The following is a 21914-nucleotide window of genomic DNA, read 5'->3' as shown; positions in this document are numbered from 1 at the left end:
GGGGGCCCGGGGGGGCGCCCCCCGGCGGGGCCCGGGGGGGGGCGCGCCCCCCGGGGGGGGGGGGGGGGGGGGGGGGTTTTGGTGCGGGGGGGGGGGGGGGGGGCGCCCCCACCCCCCCCCCCCCCCCACCCGTTTGTCAGTCGTCAGCCTTGGTGGACGCGTCCCCGGCCCACGAGGGCATGGACACCGAGATCGGCCCGGCCCCGGTCCGCTCGTCCCCGGTCGGCCCGGCCCCGGTGGGGTCGACGACCGCCACCTCGATGCCGTCCAGCCGCTCCCGGTCCGCCACCACGTCGATCCCGGTGATCCCGTCCTCGGCGATCGTGAACATCAGGACCAGCCGCAGCCTGCCGTGCGGCGCCATCGCGAGGCCGACCCGGCCGTCGAGCAGGGCGAGGCCGGTGAAGCGGGCCCGGCCGGTCGCCGCCATCGCGCCCTCGGCCACGGACCGCGCACCGCTGACCGCGACGGGCGCGGGCGTCGGGACGACGAAACGGTCGGCGGTGAGGACCACGTCCGGGTGCAGCAGCGCGAGCAGCGCCTCGAAGTCGCCGCCGCGGGCAGCGGCCAGGAACGCGCCGGCGACCCGGCGTTGCCGGGCCCGGTCGGCGGCGGACACCGATGCGGCGGGCCCCGGTCCGCCGGATTCCGGAGTGCCGGACGTGTTCGGAGTGCCGAGAGCCGCCGAGGTGCCAGAGGCTCCGGAAGTGCCCGGGGCGCCGGGCCCGCCGCCCCTGACGCGGCGGCGGGCCCGGCTGGCCAGTTGCCGCGTCGTGGCCGGCGTGCGCTCGATCATCGGGGCGATGTCGTCGAACGGCACCGCGAACAGGTCGTGCAGCACGAACGCCAGCCGCTCGGCCGGGGCGAGCGTGTCCAGGACGACCAGGAGCGCCACTCCCACCGAGTCGGCGAGCAGCGCCTCCTCCTCCGGGTCGCCGCCCTCCCGCGCCCCGGCGGCCGGCTCGGTCACCTGGGCGTCGAGCGGCACCTCCGGCCGCGTTCCGCGGGAGCGGAGCATGTTCAGGCACACCCGGCTCACGACCGTCGTCAGCCAGCCGCTGAGGTTCTCCACATCACCCACGTCCGCCCGGGCCGCCCTGAGCCAGGTCTCCTGTACGGCGTCCTCCGCCTCGCCGAGCGAGCCGAGCATGCGGTAGGCGACGGCGCGCAGATGAGGCCGGTCGGCCTCGAAGCGCTCCGGTGGCAGGGTGGTGTGCGTGGTCATGACCGGGTCCCCGTTCGTGTCACTGCGGTGCGGGCTCGTGCGCGCAGATCACCACACGCACGGGGCCGGCCGCACCTCTTCGCGAAAAAGGGGCGTGCCGGGGCGGGCGGTTGTGCGCCGGCACGGGCGGCGGGGAGGCCGAAGGACTGCCGGGGGTATGGGGCATCCGCCGTGACGAAGGTACCCTCCAGGGGTATATTCCGGGCGGTGGGCGAGGCCGTCGCCGCTGTGCCGGAAGCGCCCGTACGAGCGGAGTCGCTCCCCGGGGAATCGGGGTGCGGACCGATAGGCTCGGATCTCCTTGAGAGGACGGGGGCCGGACGTGAAGATCCTCATCAGCGCCGACATGGAGGGCGCCACCGGCGTCACCTGGCCGGCCGACGTGCTGCCGGGGACGCCGCAGTGGGAGCGGTGCCGGTCGATGTTCACCTCGGACGTCAACGCCGCGGTGCTGGGCTTCTTCGACGGCGGCGCGGACGAGGTCCTGGTCAACGAGGCCCACTCGACCATGCGCAACCTGCTCCTCGAGCAGCTCGACGAGCGGGTGGAGATGCTCACCGGCCGGCACAAGTCCCTCTCCATGGTGGAGGGCGTCCAGCACGGAGACATCGACGGCATCGCGTTCGTCGGCTACCACGGGGGCGCCGGCATGGAAGGCGTCCTCGCCCACACCTACCTCGCCAACTCCCTCACCGGTGTCTGGCTGAACGACGTACGGGCCAGCGAGGGGCTGCTCAACGCGCACGTCGTCGCCGAGTACGGTGTGCCGGTCGTCCTCGTCACCGGTGACGACGTCGCATGCGAGGACGCCCTCGGGTACGCGCCCGAGGCGCTGAAGGTCGCGGTCAAGGACCACGTCTCCCGGTACGCGGCCGTGTGCCGCACGCCGGCCCGCACCGCCGCCGACATCCGGGCGGCGGCGAAGGAGGCGACGCGACTGGCGGCCCGTCAGGAACCGTCGCGCGGCGGGCCGTTCACCGTCGCCGTGGAGTTCGACGCCGAGCATCTCGCCATGGCGGCCACCGTCGTACCCGGCGTCGCCCGCATCGGCGAGCGGAAGATCGCGTACACCAGCGGCACCATGTACGAGGGCATCCGTACCTTCAAGGCGGTCACCACGATCGTCTCGGCCGCGATCGAGGAGCAGTATGGCTGACGCGCAGGCGCGCGACGAGGTGGTCCGGTTCACCTCCGATCTCATCCGCATCGACACCACCAACCGGGGCGGCGGCGACTGCCGGGAACGGCCCGCCGCCGAGTACGCGGCCGCGCTGCTCGCCGAGGCGGGCATCGAACCGACACTCCTCGAACGCACCCCGGGGCGAACCAACGTCGTCGGCCGGATCGAGGGCACCGACCCGGCCGCGGACGCGCTGCTCGTCCACGGTCACCTGGACGTCGTCCCCGCCGAGGCCGCCGACTGGAGCGTCCACCCGTTCTCCGGCGAGGTGCGCGACGGGGTCGTGTGGGGGCGCGGCGCCGTCGACATGAAGAACATGGACGCGATGATCCTGGCCGTGCTGCGGTCCTGGGCCCGGCAGGGCGTCCGGCCCCGGCGCGACCTCGTCATCGCCTTCACCGCCGACGAGGAGGCCAACGCCGAAGACGGTGCCGGGTTCCTCGCCGACCGGCATCCGGGGCTGTTCGAGGGCTGCGCCGAGGCCATCGGCGAATCCGGGGCGTTCACCTTCCACGACGGCGCCGGACGCGAGATCTACCCCATCGCGGCGGGCGAACGCGGCACCGGCTGGCTGAAGCTCACCGCACGCGGGCGCGCGGGACACGGCTCCAAGGTCAACCGGGACAACGCGGTGACCCGGCTGGCGGCGGCCGTCACGCGCATCGGCGAGCACGAATGGCCCCTGCGGCTCACCCCGACCGTCCGTGCCGCCCTCACCGAACTCGCCGCGCTGTACGGCATCGACCCCGACCTCCACGACGTGGACAACCTGCTGGCGAAGCTCGGCCCGGCGGCCGCCCTGGTGGAGGCGACCGTACGCAACAGCGCCAACCCGACGATGCTGGAAGCCGGTTACAAGGTCAACGTGATCCCGGGAGAGGCCGTCGCGTACGTCGACGGGCGCTATCTCCCGGGCGGCGAGGGCGAGTTCCGCACGACGCTGGACCAGCTCACCGGCCCCGACGTCGACTGGGAGTTCCACCACCGCGAAGTCGCCCTCGAAGCACCTGTGGACGCCCCCCTCTACGCCCGCATGCGCGCCGCCGTCGAGGAGTTCGCACCCGAGGGGCACGTGGTGCCGTACTGCATGTCCGGCGGCACGGACGCCAAGCAGTTCTCGCGGCTCGGCATCACCGGCTACGGCTTCGCACCGCTGAAGCTCCCGGAGGGCTTCGACTACCAGGCCCTCTTCCACGGCGTCGACGAACGGGTCCCCGTGGACGCGCTGCACTTCGGCGTCCGCGTGCTCGACCGGTTCCTGCGGACGGCATAGGCGAGCGGGGGAGAACGTGCAGGTTCTGCCGTACGGTTCCTGGCCCTCACCCATCGACGCCACCCTCGCGGCCACGCATGACGGGCGCCCCGAGTACGTCGGCTTCGTCGGCGACGAGGTGTGGTGGACCGCGCCCCGACCCGCCGAGCACGGCCGCCGCACCCTCGTCCGGCGGCGCCCGGACGGCACGGAGGAGTCCGTCCTGCCGGCGCCCTGGAACGTCCGCAGCCGGGTCGTCGAATACGGCGGACACCCGTGGGCCGCTGCCGTGCACGACGGCCGGCTCCTCGTGGTGTTCGTGCACTTCGCCGACCAGCGGCTGTACGTGTGCGAACCGGAGTCGGAGCCCGGCTCCGAACCCGAGTCCGGCGGTGCGCCACGCCCGCTCACCCCTGTCTCGCCCGTGGGCGGCGGACTGCGCTGGGTGGAGCCGCAGTTGCTGCTGGAGCGGGGCGAGGTGTGGTGCGTGCTGGAGGAGTTCACGGGCGAGGGGCCGACCGACGTGCGCCGGCTGCTGGCCGCGGTACCGCTGGACGGCTCGGCCGCCGACGACCGTACCGCCGTGCGTGAACTCACCGACGACCGGCGCCGCTTCGTCACCGGGGCCCGGCTCTCGTCCGACGGTCGCCGGGCCGCCTGGCTGGCCTGGGACCATCCGCTGATGCCCTGGGAGGGGACGGAGGTGGTCGCCGCCGACGTCACGAGCGAGGGCGACCTGAGCGACGCCCGGGTGGTGGCCGGCGGCCCGGGGGAGTCGATCGCGCAGGTCGACTGGATGCGGTCGACGGGCTATGGCCGACGGTCACCGGACGGCGGTCGAAGGCCGACGGGCGACGATCCAAGGTCACCGGGCGGCGGTCGAAGGCCGACGGGCGACGGTGGACAGCCGATGTCCGAGGGTGGACGGCCGGCGGGCGACGGAGAGCAGTCCGCGAGTGACTGCCTGCTGTATGCAAGCGACCGCAGTGGCTGGTGGAACCTGTACCGCGATCACCAGCCCCTCTGCCCCCGCGAGGAGGAGTTCGGCAGCGCCCTGTGGAAACTCGGGCAGCGCTGGTTCGCGCCGCTGGAGAACGGCCTCGTCGCCGTCGTGCACGGCCGGGGGGCCACCGTGCTCGGGGTCCTCGACCCGGAGACCGGGGAGCTCGTCGACGCTGCCGGACCGTGGACGGAGTGCGCGCCCACCCTCGCGGTCCGGGGCGACCGTGTCGTCGCCGTCGCGGCCGGTCCGCGCAGCGCCTACGAAGTGGTGGAGCTGGACGTCAGGACCGGCCGGGCGCGGGTGATCGGAGCCGCCCACGAGGACCCCGTGGACCCGGCCCACTACCCCGAGCCCCGGATCCGTACCTTCACCGGTCCCGACGGCCGTGACATCCACGCACACGTCTATCCGCCCCACCACCCGGGACACGTGGCCCCCGGCGATGAACTGCCGCCCTACGTCGTGTGGGCGCACGGCGGGCCCACCGATCGCGCCCCGCTCGTACTGGACCTGGAGATCGCCTACTTCACCTCCCGGGGCATCGGGGTCGCCGAGGTCGACTACGGCGGGTCGACCGGATACGGGCGGGAGTACCGGGAGCGGCTGCGCGAGCAGTGGGGGGTGGTGGACGTCGAGGACTGCGCGGCCGTCGCCCTGGCGCTCGCCGACGAGGGCGCCGCCGACCGCCGACGGCTGGCCGTCCGCGGCGGCAGCGCGGGCGGCTGGACCGCCGCCGCCTCGCTGGCCCGCACCGACGTCTACGCCTGCGGCACGATCCGCTACCCCGTCCTTGACCTCGTGGGCTGGGCCACGGGCGAGACGCACGACTTCGAGTCGCGCTACCCGGACAGTGTCGTCGGGCCACTCGCCGAGGTGCCCGCCCGGTACGCGGAACGCTCCCCGATCGAGCACGCCGACCGGATCACCGTGCCGTTCCTGCTGCTCCAGGGGCTGGACGACGTGATCTGCCCGCCCGCCCAGTGCGAGCGGTTCCTGGCCCGGCTGGCCGGGCGGCCGGTGCCGCGCGCGTATCTCGCGTTCGAGGGTGAGGGGCACGGGTTCCGCCGGGCGTCCACGACGGTGCGCGCCCTGGAGGCCGAGCTCTCGCTGTACGCTCAGGTTTTCGGGCTGTGCCCGCCCGGAATCCCGACGTTGGAGCTCGTGCAGTGAAGGAACTCGTGCGGCCGTCCAGGCTCGCGCCCGGCGCCCGGGTCGCGGTCGTCGCGCCCAGCGGGCCGGTGGCGGAGGAGCGGCTGCAGGCCGGCCTCGACCTGTTGCGCGGCTGGGACCTCGACCCGGTGGTCGCCCCCCACGTACTGGACCGGCACGGCCGGCTGCCGCACCTCGCGGGCACCGACGCCGACCGGGCCGCCGACCTCCAGCGGGCCTGGTGCGATCCGGGCGTCGACGCCGTGCTGTGCGCGCGCGGCGGCTACGGCGCCCAGCGCGTCGTCGACCTGCTCGACTGGGACGCGATGCGGGCGGCCGGGCCGAAGGTGTTCGTCGGCTTCAGCGACGCCACCACCCTGCACGAGGCGTTCGCCGTCCGGCTGGGCCTGGTCACGCTGTACGGGCCGGTGGCCGCGGGCATCGACTTCATCAAGAACGCCCGCGCTCAGGAGCATCTCAGGGCCACCCTGTTCGCCCCGGAGACCGTCCGGACGATCGGCTCCGACCGCTCCACCGGCACCGCCCTGGCGCCGGGCCGGGCGCGTGGCGTCACTCTGGGCGGCTGTCTGACGCTGCTGGCCACCGGCTACGGCACCCCGCACACCCGCGCCGGCGCCCGTGGCGGGCTGCTCCTGATCGAGGATGTGGGGGAGGCGCCGTACGCCGTCGACCGGGCGCTCACCCAACTGCTGCGCACCGGATGGCTGGAGGGTGTCGCGGGCGTCGCGCTCGGCTCCTGGGACGGGTGCGGCCCCTACGAGGAGCTGCGTCCGGTCCTCGTCGACCGGCTCGGCGGCCTCGGCGTCCCCGTCGTCGAGGAGCTCGGATTCGGTCACTGCGAAGGGGCGCTGACCGTCCCCTTCGGCGTGCCCGCCGTACTCGACGCCGACGAGGGCACACTGACCCTCGACACCCCGGCCCTGCGCTGACCCCGCGGTCCTGCGCTGACCGTGGTCCTGGGTACCCCTCGCCCTGTGCTGACCGTCGGTCCTGCGCAGTCCCCGCCCGGCGCTGCTTCCCGGCCCCGCGCAGACACTCCGGCCCTGTGCTGACCGCCGCCCTGTGCTGCTCCCGGCCCCCGCGCCGACCGCTTCCCCGCGTTGACGCGCGCGGTCTGAACCGGTGCCCGTCCGCACCGGCCGGAGGGTGTGCCTCACCCGTCGGGCGCGCCTCACCGTGCGTGAGTGCGGCGCAGGGCTCACGCTGGTCGTATGAGCCCGAAGACCTCGAAGGCCTCCAAGAGCTGGGGCAAGGGCGGCAAGAAGAGCGGCGCCCGGGACGGAGCGCTGACGCCGGGCCGGATCGCCGTCCTGGTGCTCGCCGTCCTCGCCCTGATCTTCATCTTCGAGAACACCCGCCCCACGAAGATCCGGCTGCTGATCCCGGAGGTGACGGTGCCGCTGTGGACGGCGCTCCTGGCGATGGGGATCATCGGCGCCCTGTGCGGCGCCTCCTTCGCGTACTTCAAGAGCCGGCGCAAGTGACCCCGCCGTAGGCTGTCCCGATGCCGCACACCGCATCCCGCTATCTCGCAGAGGGCCCCCGCGTGGGGCTACGCCACTTCACCTACGAGGACGGGCCGGAGTTCACCGCCCGTGCGCGGGAGAGCAAGGACCTGCACCACCCGTGGCTGTACCCGCCGGCCACCGCCGACGCGTACACGGCCTACGCGGGCCGGCTGATCGAGGACCCGTCCAAGGCGGGCTTTCTCGTGTGCACCCGGGAGGACGGGGCCGTCGCCGGCTTCATCAACATCAACAACATCGTCCAAGGAGGCTTCCAGTGCGGTGCGCTCGGCTACGGCGCCTTCGCGCACACGGCCGGGCGCGGGCTGATGCGCGAGGCGCTCGACCTGCTGGTCGGCTACGCCTTCGGGCCGATGCGGCTGCACCGGCTGGAGATCAACGCACAGCCCGGCAACGCCGCCTCGATCGCCCTCGCCCGCGGCTGCGGCTTCCGGCTGGAGGGCTTCTCCCCGAAGATGATCTACGTCGACGGGGAGTGGCGGGACCACGAACGGTGGGCGATCACCGCCGAGATGCGGACTTGAAGTTGATCTTCATCGTGTCGAGGTCGGTGACCCTCGACTTCAGCCCGGTGAAGCCGTGGCCGAGCTCACGCAGTGCCGTCTCGGCGCGCTCCTCGGCGAGCGCGCCCGCCATCTCCTCGCCGTCCGCCGCGTCCGACACCACCACGAAGCGCATGGAGAAGTGCTTCAGCGGCGACGGCCCGTACGACAGCGTGCCCTCCTCGGTGAACCGCATGCTCGTCATACCGTGGTCGGCCGCCTCGGCGAGCAGGCGGGCCCGGGCCTCGTCGGTGAGGCCGTCCCAGGTGCCCCGGACGATCACCCGGTAGGTGTGCTGCTCACTCACTGTCGCTCCTTCAGGCCTGACGCAGAACGCCCGACTCTACGTCCGCGACGGCGCACCGCACGCGGAATTTCGCCGCGCCCGGCGCCTCAGGCCGCGCGCCGGTCCACGTACTCGTACACCGCTCCGTCCGGGTGCCGGACGATCAGGTTGCGGCCCACCGGTGTCGGTACCGGGCCGGCGATGACGTCCGCGCCCAGCTCGGTGAGGGTCCGGTGGGCCTCGTCGACGTCCGTGACGGCGATCGTCGCGGCCACCTTGCGCAGCAGCTCCAGCTCGGCCGGAGGGCCGCTCATCAGCAGGAAGCAGCCGACCGCGGCCACGCGTACCCCGCCCCGCTCGAAGCGGAGCGCTCCGGTGCCCGCCAGCCGCTCGTAGAAGGAGACCGAGGCCTCCAGATCGTCGACACAGACACGCAGTGTGGCTCCCAGAATGTCCATGCGGGCGAGCTTAGTTGGGGCGGCCGCGGCGAGATGATCCCTTCGACCGATCCCCGTCCCGGCCCCTCACCGGAAGGGCCCGAACCCTCCCGTGCCCCCACCGGGCGGGCCGTCCCTCGAGTTGAGCGTCATGACAGCGGGTACCCGACGGCCATGGAGCGCATCGATCATCTGGAGCATCTGGACAAGCATCTGGTCGACGAACTGGCGCAGGTGGCACGCGAGACGATCCGCGAGGAACTGCGCGAGCAGACCCGCAAGCAGCGCCGCACGGCGATGCTGTACGCGGCGTCCGGCGCCGTCGCCCTCTACGCGGGCGCGGCCGTGGCACTCGCGGTCGGGCTGGCCCTCGACATCGGTCTGCCGGACTGGGCCGCGGCGCTGATCACCGCAGCCGTCCTCGGGGCCGTCGCGTACCTGTTGCGCAACGCCGCCAAGCCGCACGCGTCGGCCCGGCCCACGCCCGTGGGCGAAGCCGAGACGCACGGTGGTTCCGGCCGGGTCGTCGGCGGCACGGCGCCGGCCGGGCCGCCGAGCGGTCTCGGGCTGCCGTATCCCCCGATGCCGCCGACCGCGCCCGGCGCCCAGGTGCCGGAGCCGGGCGAGGCGCCGCGCGCGGACGACATCGACCCCGAGAACCCGCATCACCGGGCCTGACGCGTCACCGGCCTGATGCGCGCCGCGTACCCGCCACGGTGACGTGTCCGCGTCGCGCGTTCGGCACCCGGGCGGCCCTGCGGCAACAGCTGCCGCAGGGCCGCAGACGCATGACGCATGACGAGGGTCGCGTGAGGACGGTCGGACTCACCGGAGGCGCGGCAGCACCTTGGTGCGGTAGAAGTCGAAGAAGCCGCGCTGGTCGGGGCCGATCTGGTTGACGTAGATCCGGTCGAAGCCCGCGTCGGCGAAGGCGGTGAGGGTTTCGACGTGCTCGTCGACGTCGTCGCCGCACACCGTGTTCTCGCCGACCATCTCCTCGCTGACCAGCGGCTGCAACTGCTCGAAGTGGCTCGGGGTGGGCAGGATCTGGCCCATCTCGCCGGGCAGCAGCTGGTTCGACCACAGCCGGTGGACCGTACGGACGGCCTCGGCGCGGTCCGTGCCGTAGCAGACCTTCGTGCCGCCGCTGACCGGCTTGGAGCCGCCGCCGCCCTTGCGGAACTGCTCCACCATCGACTCCTCCGGCATCATCGTGATGTAGCCGTCGCCCACTCGGGACGCGAGCGAGGTCGCCTTGGGGCCGAAGCCGGAGATGTCGATCGGCACCGGTTCGTCGGGGACGGTGTACAGGCGGGCGTTCTCCACCTTGTAGTGCGTGCCGTAGTGGCTGACCTCCTCGCCCGTGAACAGCCGGCGCATGATCTGCACCGCTTCCTCCAGCATCTCCATGCGTACGTTCGCGGGCGGCCAGACGTCGCCGAGGATGTGCTCGTTCAGGGCCTCTCCCGTGCCGACGCCGAGGCGGAAACGACCGTTGGTCATCACCGCGGACGTGGCGGCGGCCTGCGCCACCACCGCCGGGTGGATCCGCACGGTCGGACAGGTCACGGCCGTCTCGATCGGCAGCGACACCGCCTCCGACAGCGCGCCGATCACCGACCAGACGAACGGGCTCTGCCCCTGTGCGTCGTTCCACGGGTGGTAGTGGTCGGAGATCCACAGCGCCTGGAAACCGGCCTGCTCGGCCATCCGGGCCTGCTCGACGAGGTCTGCGGGACCGAACTCCTCGCAGGACAGGAAATAGCCGTACTCGGGCATGAGAAGTACCTCCGCGACGGGGCGGGTCGGGTCGCGCTCCGAGTACCCGGCGCCCGGACGGGAAACCGGCGAACGTTTGGCGGCCCCTGCCAGGGGGACGCGGAAACCTTCGTACGACGACCGTCCGCACCCCTTCGGAGGCCCACCGTGAGTCGCCCCCGCATCGTGATCGTCGGAGCCGGCTTCGCCGGGTACCGGGCGGCCCGCACCCTGGCGCGGGAAGCCAGGGGCCGGGCCGACATCACCCTGCTCAACCCGACCGACCACTTCTTGTACCTGCCCCTGCTGCCCCAGGTGGCGGCCGGCATCCTCGAACCGCGCCGGGTCACCGTCTCCCTGTCCGGGAACCTTCGTCAGGTGCGGCTGGTGCTCGGCGAGGCCGACCGTATCGACCTCGACGCGCGCACCGTCCACTACACGAACCCCGAGGGCGAGACGGGCACGCTCGGCTACGACCGGCTCGTGCTCGCCGCGGGCAGCGTCAACAAGCTGCTGCCCATCCCCGGGGTCGCCGAGCACGCGCACGGGTTCCGTGGCCTGCCCGAGGCCCTCTACCTGCGTGATCACCTCACCCGGCAAGTCGAGTTGGCCGCCTCCGGCGACAACGCGACCGACCGCACGGCACGTTGTACGTTCGTCGTGGTCGGCGCGGGGTACACGGGCACCGAAGTGGCCGCGCAGGGCCAGCTGTTCACCGACGCCCTGGTCCGCGCCCACCCCCTGCGCAGGGGCATGCGGCCGCGCTGGCTGCTTCTCGACGTCGCGTCGCGCGTCCTGCCCGAACTGGACGAACGGCTCTCCCGCACCGCCGACCGGGTGCTGCGCGAACGGGGGGTCGAGGTGCGGATGGGAACCTCGGTGAAGGAGGCCACGCGCGACGGAGTCCTGCTGACCGACGGTGAGTTCGTCGACACCCGCACCCTGGTGTGGTGCGTGGGCGTACGACCCGATCCGCTGGCGGAGTCGCTCGGACTGCCCCTGGAACGCGGCCGGCTGCTCGTCGAGCCCACGCTCCAGGTTCCGGGCAGGCCGGAGGTGTTCGCGTGCGGTGACGCGGCCGCCGTGCCGGATCTCGAGAAGCCCGGGGAGTACACGCCGATGACCGCGCAGCATGCGTGGCGGCAGGGCAAGGTGGCCGGGCAGAACGTCGCCGCCTCTCTCGGCGGAGGCGGGCGCGGGGCCGGTCTGCGACCGTACCGGCACAAGGACATGGGGTTCGTCGTGGACCTGGGCGGGGTGCAGGCCGCCGCCAATCCGCTCGGCGTCCACCTGTCCGGCCCCGTGGCCGGCGCGGTCACCCGGGGCTACCATCTCGCCGCCATGCCGGGCAACCGCGTCCGCGTCGCCGCCGACTGGCTGCTGGACGCCGTACTCCCGCGCCAGGACGTCCAGTTGGGACTCGTCCGGTCCTGGTCGGTACCGCTGGACACGGCATCGCCGGAACTGGCACGGGTGCCGGACGGCCGCGAGCGCGAGAAGGCGGCCTCCGGTCCCGGCGCGGCCACCGAGGCGGACCTGGACGCCGGGAACGCCGACGACGACAGGAACACGGACGGCAGGAGCGCGGACGACACGAACGAGGGGAACGACGTGAACCAGGCGACCGGCGGGTCCGGCGAGCCCCATCCCTCCCCGGAGGACGGCTCCCAGTCGATCACCTCGCCGACACCCGAGGTGGGACGGCATGGAGGCGGTGGGGGCGGGTCCCCTGCGGGGCAGTCGTCGCCGGAGGACGGATCCCAGTCGATCACCTCCCCGACCCCGGAGGTGGGGCAGCACAGTTCCGGACCGGCGACCGAGCGGAACGACGACACCGCCGAGTCCGCCACGAACCAGCCGGGCTCCGAGCCCGCGAAGAAGCAGTCCGGTCGGGGAGCGGCCGGGAACGAGCCCGCCCCCGGCCCCGTCGAGCGCGGCGACGCCCGCGCAGAAGGAGACCGGTAGCCCGATGGACACCGCCGAACTCACCGAACTCGGACAGCAGTTGCGGGTCGACAGCGTGCGTGCCTCCGCGGCCGCGGGGTCCGGGCATCCGACGTCCTCGATGTCGGCCGCGGACCTGATGGCCGTGCTGCTCGCGAACCACTTCCGCTACGACTTCGACCGCCCGGCCCACCCGGGCAACGACCGCTTCGTCCTCTCGAAGGGCCACGCCTCCCCGCTGATGTACGCGGCCTACAAGGCCGCCGGGGCCATCGAGGACGAGGAGCTCCTGACCTTCCGGAAACTCGGCAGCCGGCTCGAGGGTCATCCCACCCCGCAGCGGCTGCCGTGGGTCGAGACGGCCACCGGCTCGCTCGGCCAGGGCCTTCCGGTGGGTGTCGGCATCGCGCTGGCCGGACAGCGGCTGGACCGCACCGGATACCGCGTGTGGGTGTTGTGCGGGGACAGCGAGCTCGCCGAGGGCTCGGTGTGGGAGGCCGCCGAGCACGCGGGGCACGAACGCCTGGACCAGCTCACGGTGATCGTCGACGTCAACCGGCTCGGTCAGCGCGGCCCCACCCGGCACGGCCACGATCTGGACGCCTACGCCCGCCGCTTCCAGGCCTTCGGCTGGCACACGATCGAGATCGACGGACACGACGTGGACGCCGTCGACCGTGCCTACGGCGAGGCGCTCTCCACCGCGGGTCAGCCCACGGCCATCCTCGCCCGCACCCTCAAGGGCAAGGGGGTGGAGTCCGTCCAGGACCGCGAGGGCCTGCACGGCAAGCCGCTGCCCGACGCCGACGAGGCGATCGAGGAGCTGGGCGGCATCCGTGACCTGCGGGTGCGCGTGCACGAGCCGAGCGAGGCCCGGATGCTGCACTCCGTGTCCACCGGGCCCCTCGAACTGCCCCGCTGGGACGAGACGGACCGGGAGAAGGGCGTGGCGACCCGGGACGCCTACGGCAAGGCCCTCGCCGCCCTCGGCACCGCCCGCGGCGACATCGTCGCCCTCGACGGCGAGGTGAGCGACTCCACCCGCGCCGAGGTCTTCGCCAAGGAGCACCCCGACCGGTTCTTCGAGTGCTACATCGCCGAGCAGCAGCTCGTCGCCAGCGCGGTCGGCCTGGCGACCCGCGGCTGGGTGCCGTACGCGTCGACGTTCGCGGCGTTCCTGACCCGGGCCCACGACTTCGTCCGCATGGCCGCGGTCAGTGGTGCCGGCATCAACCTCGTCGGCTCGCACGCCGGGGTCGCGATCGGACAGGACGGGCCCTCGCAGATGGGTCTGGAGGACCTGGCGATGTTCCGGGCCGTGCACGGCTCGACCGTGCTGTACCCCTGCGACCCCCACCAGACCGCCCGGCTCGTCGCCGCCATGGCCGGCCTGGACGGCGTCCGCTATCTGCGCACCTCGCGCGGCGCGGCCCCGGTGCTCTACGGGCCGGACGAGGACTTCCCGGTCGGCGGCAGCAAGGTGCTGCGCTCCTCCGACCGGGACCGGCTGACGATCGTCGCGGCCGGTGTCACCGTGCACGAGGCGCTGAAGGCCGCCGAGGCGCTCGACGCGGACGGCATCGCGGCCCGGGTCGTCGACCTGTACTCGGTCAAGCCCGTCGACCGGGCCACGCTGCGGCGGGCCGCCGAGGAGACCGGACTGCTGCTGAGCGTGGAGGACCACCACGAGCAGGGCGGCCTCGGGGACGCGGTCCTCGACGCCTTCATCGACGGGCGGCCGGTGCCCCGGCTGGTGCGCCTCGCCGTCCGGACGATGCCCGGCTCGGCGAGCCCGGCCGAACAGCTGCACGCGGCGGGCATCGATGCCGAGTCGATCGCCGCGTCCGCCCGGCTGCTCGTGGAGCAGGCGATCGTGCCGTGAGCGGCGACGGCGTACAGAAGGTGCGGGCGGGCCGGCACACCGTCGAGGTCCACCGGCCGGACAAGGTGCTCTTCCCGGCAGGGGAGAACGCGAAGGAGTACACGAAGAGCGACCTCGTCGCGTACTACCGGTCGGTCGCGGCGCTCATGCTGCCGCACCTGCGCGGTCGCCCGCTGATGCTGGAGCGGCATCCGGACGGGATCGAGGGGCCCCGCTTCATGCAGAAGAACACCCCCGAGCGCTACCCGGAGTGGATCACGCGAGTGGAGGTCGCCAAGGAGGACGGCACCGTCCTGCACACCGTCTGCGACGACTCCGCCACCCTCGCCTACCTCGCCGACCAGGCCTGCCTGACCCTGCACCGCTGGCTGTCACGGGTGGACCGGGTCGACCGTCCGGACGTGATGGTCTTCGATCTGGACCCGGCCGACGGCACCGGTTTCGGCGTCGTCCGTGAGGCCGCCGGATGGCTGGGCGAGCTCCTCGACGAGCTGCGGCTGCCCTCTGCCCCGATGACGACGGGCTCGCGCGGACTGCACGTCGTGGTGCCGGTGGACGGGCACGACGACTTCGACGAGGTGCGCGGATTCGCCCGCGACGCCGCCGACCTGCTGGTCGCCCGGCACCCGGACCGCCTCACCACCGCCGCCCGTAAGAAGGAGCGCGGTGACCGGCTCTACCTGGACGTACAGCGCAACGCCTACGCGCAGACCGCCGTCGCCCCCTTCACGGTGCGGGCGCTGCCCGGAGCACCCGTGGCCACGCCGATCACCTGGGAGCAACTGGGCGATCCGGAGCTCGGCCCGCGCCGCTGGACCATCGCGGACGCCGCCGAGCAGGGCCGCACCCATCCCTGGTCCGGGCTCACGGGCCGAGGGCGCGCCCTGGGCCCGGCCCGGAGCAGGCTCGACGCACTTCGTGAAGCGTGAAGGTTTGGCCAAGAGCTCTCGGGCCACCCGGAAGAAGAGGTGGCCGTGGTGAACACAAAAGGCACAGCAGAGTCACATACGTCACATCACTCACATAGCCCACACATCTCTCATGGATCGCCTGACTCGCATCAGGCGTCGAGCGGCAAGGAAGGCAAGGACGACGTGGCGGAGAACCGGCCGGGCCCGATGGAGGTGCTGCGCCAGGCGCGCGCCCAGCTCACGGAACTGACCGGGATGACCGCCGAGAGCGTTTCCTCCTTCGAGCAGACGCAGGACGGCTGGTCCCTCGAGATCGAGGTCCTGGAGCTCACCCGCGTGCCCGACACGATGAGCCTGTTGGCGAGCTACCAGGTCGACCTCGATCCGGAGGGCCGGCTCACCGGCTACCGGCGCGTTCGCCGATACGAGCGCGGGCGGGCCGACGCACATAGGTCCAGCGGCCGCTAGGCCGCCGACCCGCAGCACTGCCCGATCATCCAATCCGAGACAAGGAGGCGCGGTCGACATGACCGTTGTCCCGGCACAACAGTCCGGTGGCGGAGGCGGCTCCAGCGGCCTCTACGACGTGCTGGAGCTCGTCCTCGACAGGGGTCTCGTCATCGACGCATTCGTACGGGTGTCCCTGGTCGGCATCGAGATCCTCAAGATCGACGTAAGGGTCGTCGTGGCCAGCGTCGACACCTATCTGCGCTTCGCCGAGGCGTGCAACCGGCTGGACCTGGAGGCGGGGCCGCGCAAGGACCCGGGCCTGCCCGACCTGGTCGGCGAGATCACCGAATCCGGTGCGCGCGGCAAGTCCAAGGGTGCGCTGTCCGGCGCCGCGGACACCATCTCCGACGCCTTCAAGTCGGCCCGTGACGAGGGCTCCTCGCAGGAGCGGGAGTCCAGGCCGCGGCCGCGCAAGAGCACCGCGGCACGCAGGAAGGAGGAGCAGGAGTGAGCACGTACGTGTACGGCATCGTCGCGAGCTCGCACCCGGACCTTCCTGAGGGCCTGGCCGGCGTCGGCGACCCGCCACTGGCCGTCCGCGTCGTGCAGGAGGGCGAACTGGCGGCCGTCGTCAGCGACGCCCCCGAGGGGCTGCGGCCCAAGCGCAGGGAACTCCTCGCCCATCAGACCGTGCTCGCCGAGGCGGGCGCCGAGGGCTGCGTGCTGCCCATGCGGTTCGGGAGTGTCGCCCCCGACGACAGTTCCGTCACCGGGGTGCTCGCCGAGCGCACCGAGCACTACAAGGAGCGTCTGCGGGCCCTCGACAACAAGGTCGAGTACAACATCAAGGCCTCGCACGTGGAGGAGGCCGTCCTGCACCTGGTGATGGCCGACAGCCCCGAGCTGCGGGCCCTCGCCGAGGCCAACCGGCAGGCGGGCGGCGGCAGCCATGAACAGCGGCTCCAGCTCGGCGAGATGGTGGCCGCCGCGGTCAAGGCCAAGGAGGCCGAGGACGCGGTCGACGTGCAGCAGAACCTGCAACCGCTGGCCGCGGCCACCAGCGTGGGCCCCGAGTCCACGGGCTGGCTGGTCAACGTCTCGTTCCTGGTGGACCGGGACTCGGCGGCCGGCTTCCTGGAGGCGGCGGAGGAACTCCGCAAGGGCCGTCCGCACCTGGAACTGCGCATCAACGGACCGCTGCCGCCCTACAGCTTCGTCGAACCGGGCCCGGCCGAACCGGCGGGTACCGCGGAGTAGGTACGTCATGGGACTGATCTCGGAAGTGCTGCTGCTGCCGTTCGCCCCTGTGCGCGGCAGCGGCTGGGTGATCGGACAGGTGGTCCAGGAGGCCGAGCGGATCTACTACGACCCGGGCACGGTCCGGGCCGAGCTCGGCCGGCTGGAGGAGCGGTTGGACGCCGGAGAGATCACCGAAGAGGAGTTCGACCGGGAGGAGGACGCGCTCCTCGACCGGCTGGAGATCGCGACGCGCAGGAGCGCGGGAACGGACGACGGGTGGACAGGATGAACCGAACGGGACTGGGCCTCGCGGTGGGGGCCGGGTACTTCCTGGGACGGACCAGGAAACTGAAACTGGCCATCGCCGTAGGCTCGTTGGTGGCCGGCAAGCGGCTGAACCTGACCCCCAAGGGCATCGCGGACCTGGTCTCCCAGCAGCTGCGGGACAACCCCCAGTTCAAGGAGATCGGGGACCAGCTGCGCCAGGACCTGCGCGGGGTGGGCAAGGCCGCCTCCGGCGCCATGGTCGAGCGGCAGATGGAGGCGCTCGCGGACAGGCTGCACGGTCGCACCGCCGAGGTGCGCGACCAGCTCGAGGGTGTCGTGCCGGGCGGGGGCGGCGAGAAGTCCGCCGACGACGAGGCCGACGAGGAGTACGAGGAGCCTCGGAACGCCGACGAGGACGAGGAGCCGCAGGACACGTCAGACGAGGACGAGGAGCCGCAGGACACGTCCGACGAGGACGGGCAGGAGGACGAGGAGGAAGAGGAACCGCCGAGGAAGAGGGCGGCGAAGAAGGCGCCGGCGAAGAAGACGGCCAAGAAGGCCCCCGCGAAGAAGGCGCCCGCCAAGAAGGCTCCGGCTCGCGGCACGGCCGCGAAGAAGACCGCGTCGGCCCAGAGGACGGGCGCGAGGACCGCGTCGGGTACCGCTTCCCGGGCCCGGCGGTCGAAGGGAGGCGGCGACCGATGACCGAGACCCTGGGATCCGCGAAGTCCGCGGCCTCGACCGCGGGCAAGGCGACCGACGGCAACCCGCTCTCCGAAGTCGCTCACAGCGAGGCCGCCGACCGGCTCAAGGAAGAGGTGCAGGAGTACCTCGCCGCCCAGGCCACGCGCCTGCTGACCGGCGTCGGCCACAAACTCGGCGAAACCACGAACAAGCTCAACGACATCGCCGAGGGCAACAGCCCCGGCTTCGCCAAGCTCGCCCTCGACGGCGGCCGCAAGGTGGCGGAGGGCAAGGGGCCGCTGCGCTCCGCGCTGGAACTCGGCGCCTCACGGGCCAAGGACAAGGTGACCGGCGCCCTGAAGAACCTCGGCGGCGGCAAGGGCGGCAAGGGCAAGAAGAGCGCGGGCAAGAAGCCGACCGTGATCATGGAGACGATCGACGTCGGTGTGCCGTTGCGCACGGCCTACGACCAGTGGACCCAGTACCAGGACTTCAGCACCTTCGCCAAGGGTGTCAAGAGCGCCAACCGCGCCGACGACACCACCAGCGACTGGCAGGCGAAGGTCTTCTGGTCCAACCGCAGCTGGAAGGCGAAGACCACCGAACAGGTGCCGGACGACCGGATCGCCTGGACGTCGGAGGGCGCCAAGGGCACGACGAAGGGCGTCGTCTCCTTCCACGAGCTCGCCGACAACCTCACCCGGATCCTGCTGGTCATCGAGTACTACCCGACGGGTCTCTTCGAGAAGACCGGCAACATCTGGCGTGCCCAGGGCCGCCGCGCGCGCCTCGACCTGAAGAACTTCGCCCGCTTCATCACCATCAAGGGGGAGGCGGAGGACAGCTGGCGCGGAGAGATCCGCGACGGCGAGGTCGTCACGTCCCACGAGGACGCGGTCGCCGCGGAGGACTCCGAGAACGAGGAGAACGGCGAGCCCGAGGAGGGCGACGAGCCGCGGGATGCCGAGGACGGCGGCCGGGAGGACGATGAGGAGTACGAGGACGAGGGCCCGTACGCCGAGGACGAGGCGTCGGAGCCCGAGGGCGAGTACGAGGACGAAGAGGAGGAGGGCGAGCCGGAGGCCGCCGAGGACGAATACGAGGAGTACGACGAGGAGGAGCAGCCCGAAGAGGAGCCCGAAGAGGAGCCCGAGGAGGAGCCCCGGGACGAGGCCGCGGACGACAAGGGCAGGCGCCGGCGATGAGCATGTCGAGCCGGATGCCGGAGCCGTACGGCCAGGGCGGCGGAGCCAATCTCGCCGACATCCTGGAACGGGTCCTCGACAAGGGCATCGTCATCGCGGGCGACATCCGGATCAACCTGCTCGACATCGAACTGCTCACCATCAAGCTCCGCCTCATCGTCGCCTCCGTCGACAAGGCCAAGGAGATGGGCATCGACTGGTGGGAGGACGATCCGGCCCTGTCCTCCGGCGCCCGCCGCAAAGAACTCGCGCGTGAGAACGCCGAGTTGCGGGAGCGCTTGGCGCGCCTGGAGGAACTGGAGGAACTGGAGCCGGGTCGCGCACCGACGGGGAGCCGCACCCCGGCGGAGGACCGGGCCCCGAAGGACGTCCGAGAGGAGTCACCGTGACCGGACTGCGTTACGTGTACGCCGTCTGCCGCCCCCTCGGCGCGCCCCTGCAGACCGCTCTGTCGGGGGTGGCCGGCGATCCGCCCAGACTGCTCAGCCACCACGGCCTGATCGCCGTGGTCAGTCATGTCCCGGAGCGGGTTTTCGCCGAGGAGCCGCTCCGGCGCCATCTGGAGGACCTGGACTGGCTGACGGAGACCGCCCGCGCCCACCAGCAGGTCATCGACGCGCTCACGGCCGTCACCACCCCGCTCCCGCTCCGGCTCGCCACCGTGTTCCGGGACGACAGCGGCGTCCGGGTGATGATGGAGGAGCGCGAGGACGACTTCCGGCGCACCCTGGAACGGCTCGCGGGGCGGGTCGAGTGGGGGGTGAAGGTGTACGTCGAGTCCGAGGCGCAAAAGCCCGAGCCGGCGGAGACGAAGCCCGCCTCGGGCCGGGACTATCTGCTGCAGCGGCGGACGAAGGCCCGGGCCCACGAGGACACCTGGCAGCGGGCCGAGCGATTCGCCGACCGTCTGCACACGACGTTGTCCGCGCACGCCGATGCCGCCCGCCTCCATCCGCCGCAGAACTCCGCGCTCTCCAAGGCGCCCGGACAGAATGTTCTGAACGCCGCCTATCTCGTTCCGCGTGCGCAGTCCGAGGAATTCGTGGAAATCGTGGATCGCACAAAGGGGGAGGAACCGGGAATGCGGGTGGAACTGACAGGACCGTGGGCCGCCTATTCCTTCGTGGAGTCCGCAGGGGAATCCGGAGCCACGGAGCCCGGCGCCGGGCGCCCGGGGGAGGGGGAGGGCGCATGACCGTGGTGGAGCGTCGTGAGGTCGCCCTCGTCGACCTGCTCGACCGGCTGCTGGCCGGCGGAGTCGTCATCACGGGGGACATCACCCTGCGCATCGCGGACGTCGACCTCGTCCGTATCGACCTGAACGCGCTGATCAGTTCGGTCAACGAGCAAGTGCCTTCGCCCTGGGGGGATCTGCTGTGACGGACCGACGCAATCATCTGGATCTCGAGCCCGACACCGTCGAGCGCGACCTGGTGAAACTCGTCCTGACCGTCGTGGAGTTGCTGCGCCAGCTGATGGAACGGCAGGCGCTGCGCCGCTTCGACACGGGCGATCTGAGCGAGGAGCAGGAGGAGCGGATCGGGCTCACCCTGATGCTCCTCGACGATCGCATGACCGAACTGCGCGAACGCTACGGACTGCGGCCCGAGGACCTCAATCTGGACCTCGGGCCGCTGGGACCGCTGCTTCCCCGGGAATGAGTGACTCGCGACCGATGAGCCACCGATGGCTGTCGAGTCACTCCCGCCCGGGGAAGCGGGTGGTATCGCGTTGCTTCAGTTCACCACCTGTACCAGCGTCCCCTGCCTCCCGCGGCATTCGTTCCGCGAGCCAGGAATCCGAGCAGCCAGAGGACCAGAACCGCGAGTGCGATCCACCAGAGCAACTTCACCGCGAATCCGGCACCGAAGAGAATCAGCACCAGCAGCAGTACCAGCAGGACGGGAACCATAGTGTCAACCTCCTGCAATGCGTGTTTCCCGAATTCCGGCAATCATTCGCGGTTCATTTACGCTCCGTGTGCGATTCATCCGCACTCTTCCGCCACTCGCCCGCGATTCCCTTCTGGTTCGCCGCGGATCAGGTGTCCTTTCGGCACAGGATCTCCGCGTGCAGGACGCCGAACCAGCCGTCCTCCTGCCGCCCCCACGCCCGCCAGGCCTCCGACACGGCGCGCAGCTGCTCCACCGTGGCGTGTCCGCCCCGCGTGGCGCGTTCCGCGTAGGCCGAGGCGACGGTGCGGTCGGCCCACAGTCCGCTCCACCAGGCCCGCTCCTCGGCGGTGCTGAAGGTCCAGGTGGCGGACGTGGCCGTGATGTCGGTGCATCCCGCGGCCAGCGCCCAGGACTTCAGCCGGCGCCCGGCGTCCGGTTCGCCGCCGTTGGCCCGGGCCACCCGGCGGTACAGGTCCAGCCAGTCGTCCATCCCGGCCGAGGCGGGGTACCAGGTCATCGCCGCGTAGTCGGAGTCGCGGACCGCGATGCGGCCGCCGGGCCTGGTCACCCGCAGCATCTCGCGCAGCGCCTGCACCGGGTCGCCGACGTGCTGGAGCACCTGGTGGGCGTGGACGACGCAGAACGTGTCGTCCGGGTAGGCCAGATCGTGCACGTCGGCGACCGCGAAGTCGATGTTCGTCAGACCCCGCTCGGCGGACGTGGCCCGCGCCTGCTCCAGGATCCCCGGCGCGTGGTCGACGCCGGTGACGTGCCCTTCGGGGACCAGGGCGGCCAGGTCGGCGGTGATGGTTCCGGGTCCGCAGCCGATGTCCAGGATCCTCATGTGGGGTTTCAGCGAACCCAGCAGGTAGGCCGCGGAGTTGGCGGCGGTCCGCCAGGTGTGCGAACGCAGCACCGACTCGTGGTGTCCGTGCGTGTAGACGGCCGTCTCCTGTGCTTTCGACATGGCTCCACCCCTCATCGACGAACCGGGTCCCCGGTGACCTCACCGTACGCCGGTGATCGTATGGTGAGACAGTTTGTCCTGCGATATGGAC

The 21914-nt window shown here is 72.1% G+C and carries 26 protein-coding genes; 20 read left to right on the top strand and 6 right to left on the bottom strand.

Annotated features, from left to right (window positions below):
- Window positions 1-136: 136 nt before the first annotated feature.
- The gene (locus ACIPFH_RS42480; protein ID WP_401835391.1) at window positions 137-1225 is read right to left on the bottom strand and encodes a sigma-70 family RNA polymerase sigma factor; all 1089 of its coding nucleotides are present in this window, start codon (window positions 1223-1225) and stop codon (window positions 137-139) included.
- Window positions 1226-1547: 322 nt separating this feature from the next.
- On the opposite strand from ACIPFH_RS42480, the gene ACIPFH_RS42475 reads away from it, so the two are divergent.
- The 6 genes from ACIPFH_RS42475 to ACIPFH_RS42450 all read left to right on the top strand — a co-directional run bounded on the left by ACIPFH_RS42475 (window position 1548) and on the right by ACIPFH_RS42450 (window position 7880).
- Window positions 1548-2381 carry a M55 family metallopeptidase gene (locus ACIPFH_RS42475; RefSeq protein WP_401835388.1) on the top strand — a complete coding sequence of 278 codons (834 nt, stop codon included), beginning with the start codon at window positions 1548-1550 and terminating at the stop codon, window positions 2379-2381.
- Window positions 2374-3678, top strand: a complete 1305-nt coding sequence (locus ACIPFH_RS42470; RefSeq protein ID WP_401835385.1) for a M20/M25/M40 family metallo-hydrolase — start codon at window positions 2374-2376, stop codon at window positions 3676-3678. The genes ACIPFH_RS42475 and ACIPFH_RS42470 overlap by 8 nt, the downstream gene beginning before the upstream one ends.
- 16 nt (window positions 3679-3694) lie before the next feature.
- Window positions 3695-5830, top strand: a complete 2136-nt coding sequence (locus ACIPFH_RS42465) for a S9 family peptidase (RefSeq protein ID WP_401835383.1) — start codon at window positions 3695-3697, stop codon at window positions 5828-5830.
- A complete protein-coding gene (locus tag ACIPFH_RS42460; RefSeq protein ID WP_401835381.1) occupies window positions 5827-6759 on the top strand; it encodes an LD-carboxypeptidase in 933 nt (310 codons plus the stop codon). The genes ACIPFH_RS42465 and ACIPFH_RS42460 overlap by 4 nt, the downstream gene beginning before the upstream one ends.
- A 282-nt stretch (window positions 6760-7041) precedes the next feature.
- Window positions 7042-7314, top strand: a complete 273-nt coding sequence (locus ACIPFH_RS42455) for a DUF1049 domain-containing protein (protein WP_401835379.1) — start codon at window positions 7042-7044, stop codon at window positions 7312-7314.
- A 20-nt stretch (window positions 7315-7334) separates the two neighbouring features.
- A complete protein-coding gene (locus tag ACIPFH_RS42450) occupies window positions 7335-7880 on the top strand; it encodes a GNAT family N-acetyltransferase (RefSeq protein ID WP_401835376.1) in 546 nt (181 codons plus the stop codon).
- Here ACIPFH_RS42450 and ACIPFH_RS42445 read toward each other — a convergent pair.
- On the bottom strand, window positions 7858-8205 hold the full coding sequence (locus ACIPFH_RS42445; RefSeq protein ID WP_401835373.1) for a DUF6204 family protein: 348 nt from the start codon (window positions 8203-8205) through the stop codon (window positions 7858-7860). The two genes, ACIPFH_RS42450 and ACIPFH_RS42445, sit on opposite strands and share 23 nt — an antisense overlap.
- A gap of 86 nt (window positions 8206-8291) precedes the next feature.
- Complete coding sequence (locus ACIPFH_RS42440) at window positions 8292-8642, bottom strand: VOC family protein (RefSeq protein WP_356260390.1); 351 nt, start codon at window positions 8640-8642, stop codon at window positions 8292-8294.
- 153 nt (window positions 8643-8795) lie between these two features.
- On the opposite strand from ACIPFH_RS42440, the gene ACIPFH_RS42435 reads away from it, so the two are divergent.
- The gene (locus ACIPFH_RS42435; RefSeq protein WP_401835370.1) at window positions 8796-9299 is read left to right on the top strand and encodes a phage holin family protein; all 504 of its coding nucleotides are present in this window, start codon (window positions 8796-8798) and stop codon (window positions 9297-9299) included.
- A 147-nt stretch (window positions 9300-9446) separates the two neighbouring features.
- Here ACIPFH_RS42435 and ACIPFH_RS42430 read toward each other — a convergent pair whose 3' ends face one another.
- Window positions 9447-10400, bottom strand: coding sequence for an LLM class F420-dependent oxidoreductase (locus ACIPFH_RS42430; RefSeq protein ID WP_356260384.1), 954 nt, complete (start codon window positions 10398-10400; stop codon window positions 9447-9449).
- 147 nt (window positions 10401-10547) lie between these two features.
- Between ACIPFH_RS42430 and ACIPFH_RS42425 the strand changes: the two genes are divergently transcribed.
- The 13 genes from ACIPFH_RS42425 (at window position 10548) to ACIPFH_RS42365 (ending at window position 20622) form a co-directional block, all read left to right on the top strand.
- Entirely contained in the window at window positions 10548-12344 is a 1797-nt protein-coding gene (locus ACIPFH_RS42425) for an FAD-dependent oxidoreductase (RefSeq protein WP_401835368.1), read from the top strand.
- A 4-nt stretch (window positions 12345-12348) separates the two neighbouring features.
- Complete coding sequence (locus ACIPFH_RS42420; protein ID WP_401835366.1) at window positions 12349-14205, top strand: transketolase; 1857 nt, start codon at window positions 12349-12351, stop codon at window positions 14203-14205.
- Complete coding sequence (ligD, locus tag ACIPFH_RS42415) at window positions 14202-15134, top strand: non-homologous end-joining DNA ligase (protein WP_401835363.1); 933 nt, start codon at window positions 14202-14204, stop codon at window positions 15132-15134. Before ACIPFH_RS42420 ends, ligD begins: the two co-directional genes overlap by 4 nt.
- 105 nt (window positions 15135-15239) lie before the next feature.
- A complete protein-coding gene (locus tag ACIPFH_RS42410) occupies window positions 15240-15584 on the top strand; it encodes a gas vesicle protein (protein WP_401835396.1) in 345 nt (114 codons plus the stop codon).
- 58 nt (window positions 15585-15642) lie between these two features.
- The gene (locus ACIPFH_RS42405) at window positions 15643-16077 is read left to right on the top strand and encodes a gas vesicle structural protein GvpA (protein WP_401835362.1); all 435 of its coding nucleotides are present in this window, start codon (window positions 15643-15645) and stop codon (window positions 16075-16077) included.
- The gene (locus tag ACIPFH_RS42400) at window positions 16074-16823 is read left to right on the top strand and encodes a GvpL/GvpF family gas vesicle protein (protein WP_401835359.1); all 750 of its coding nucleotides are present in this window, start codon (window positions 16074-16076) and stop codon (window positions 16821-16823) included. The genes ACIPFH_RS42405 and ACIPFH_RS42400 overlap by 4 nt, the downstream gene beginning before the upstream one ends.
- 7 nt (window positions 16824-16830) lie before the next feature.
- The gene (locus ACIPFH_RS42395) at window positions 16831-17094 is read left to right on the top strand and encodes a gas vesicle protein GvpG (RefSeq protein ID WP_356260363.1); all 264 of its coding nucleotides are present in this window, start codon (window positions 16831-16833) and stop codon (window positions 17092-17094) included.
- Window positions 17091-17777 (top strand): DNA primase, encoded by a 687-nt coding sequence (locus ACIPFH_RS42390; protein WP_401835357.1) that lies wholly within the window; start codon window positions 17091-17093, stop codon window positions 17775-17777. Before ACIPFH_RS42395 ends, ACIPFH_RS42390 begins: the two co-directional genes overlap by 4 nt.
- Window positions 17774-18961: an SRPBCC family protein gene (locus ACIPFH_RS42385; RefSeq protein ID WP_401835356.1), complete on the top strand. Its 1188-nt coding sequence runs from the start codon at window positions 17774-17776 to the stop codon at window positions 18959-18961. The genes ACIPFH_RS42390 and ACIPFH_RS42385 overlap by 4 nt, the downstream gene beginning before the upstream one ends.
- Complete coding sequence (locus tag ACIPFH_RS42380) at window positions 18958-19350, top strand: gas vesicle protein (protein WP_401835354.1); 393 nt, start codon at window positions 18958-18960, stop codon at window positions 19348-19350. The genes ACIPFH_RS42385 and ACIPFH_RS42380 overlap by 4 nt, the downstream gene beginning before the upstream one ends.
- On the top strand, window positions 19347-20156 hold the full coding sequence (locus ACIPFH_RS42375; protein WP_401835352.1) for a GvpL/GvpF family gas vesicle protein: 810 nt from the start codon (window positions 19347-19349) through the stop codon (window positions 20154-20156). Before ACIPFH_RS42380 ends, ACIPFH_RS42375 begins: the two co-directional genes overlap by 4 nt.
- Window positions 20153-20341, top strand: coding sequence for a gas vesicle protein (locus ACIPFH_RS42370; RefSeq protein ID WP_319170330.1), 189 nt, complete (start codon window positions 20153-20155; stop codon window positions 20339-20341). Before ACIPFH_RS42375 ends, ACIPFH_RS42370 begins: the two co-directional genes overlap by 4 nt.
- Window positions 20338-20622 (top strand): gas vesicle protein K, encoded by a 285-nt coding sequence (locus tag ACIPFH_RS42365; protein ID WP_401835351.1) that lies wholly within the window; start codon window positions 20338-20340, stop codon window positions 20620-20622. The genes ACIPFH_RS42370 and ACIPFH_RS42365 overlap by 4 nt, the downstream gene beginning before the upstream one ends.
- An 80-nt stretch (window positions 20623-20702) precedes the next feature.
- Here the strand turns inward: ACIPFH_RS42365 and ACIPFH_RS42360 are convergent, their stop codons facing one another.
- Both ACIPFH_RS42360 and ACIPFH_RS42355 read right to left on the bottom strand, forming a co-directional pair.
- A complete protein-coding gene (locus ACIPFH_RS42360; RefSeq protein WP_356261924.1) occupies window positions 20703-20873 on the bottom strand; it encodes a hydrophobic protein in 171 nt (56 codons plus the stop codon).
- A 128-nt stretch (window positions 20874-21001) separates the two neighbouring features.
- A complete protein-coding gene (locus tag ACIPFH_RS42355) occupies window positions 21002-21823 on the bottom strand; it encodes a class I SAM-dependent methyltransferase (RefSeq protein ID WP_401835349.1) in 822 nt (273 codons plus the stop codon).
- Window positions 21824-21914: the final 91 nt, after the last annotated feature.

The organism is Streptomyces sp. NPDC088157 (assembly GCF_044741545.1).
GTDB lineage: Bacteria > Actinomycetota > Actinomycetes > Streptomycetales > Streptomycetaceae > Streptomyces.
The sequence above is the reverse complement of the archived record's forward strand: the minus strand, read 5'-3'. Positions and strand labels throughout refer to the sequence as shown.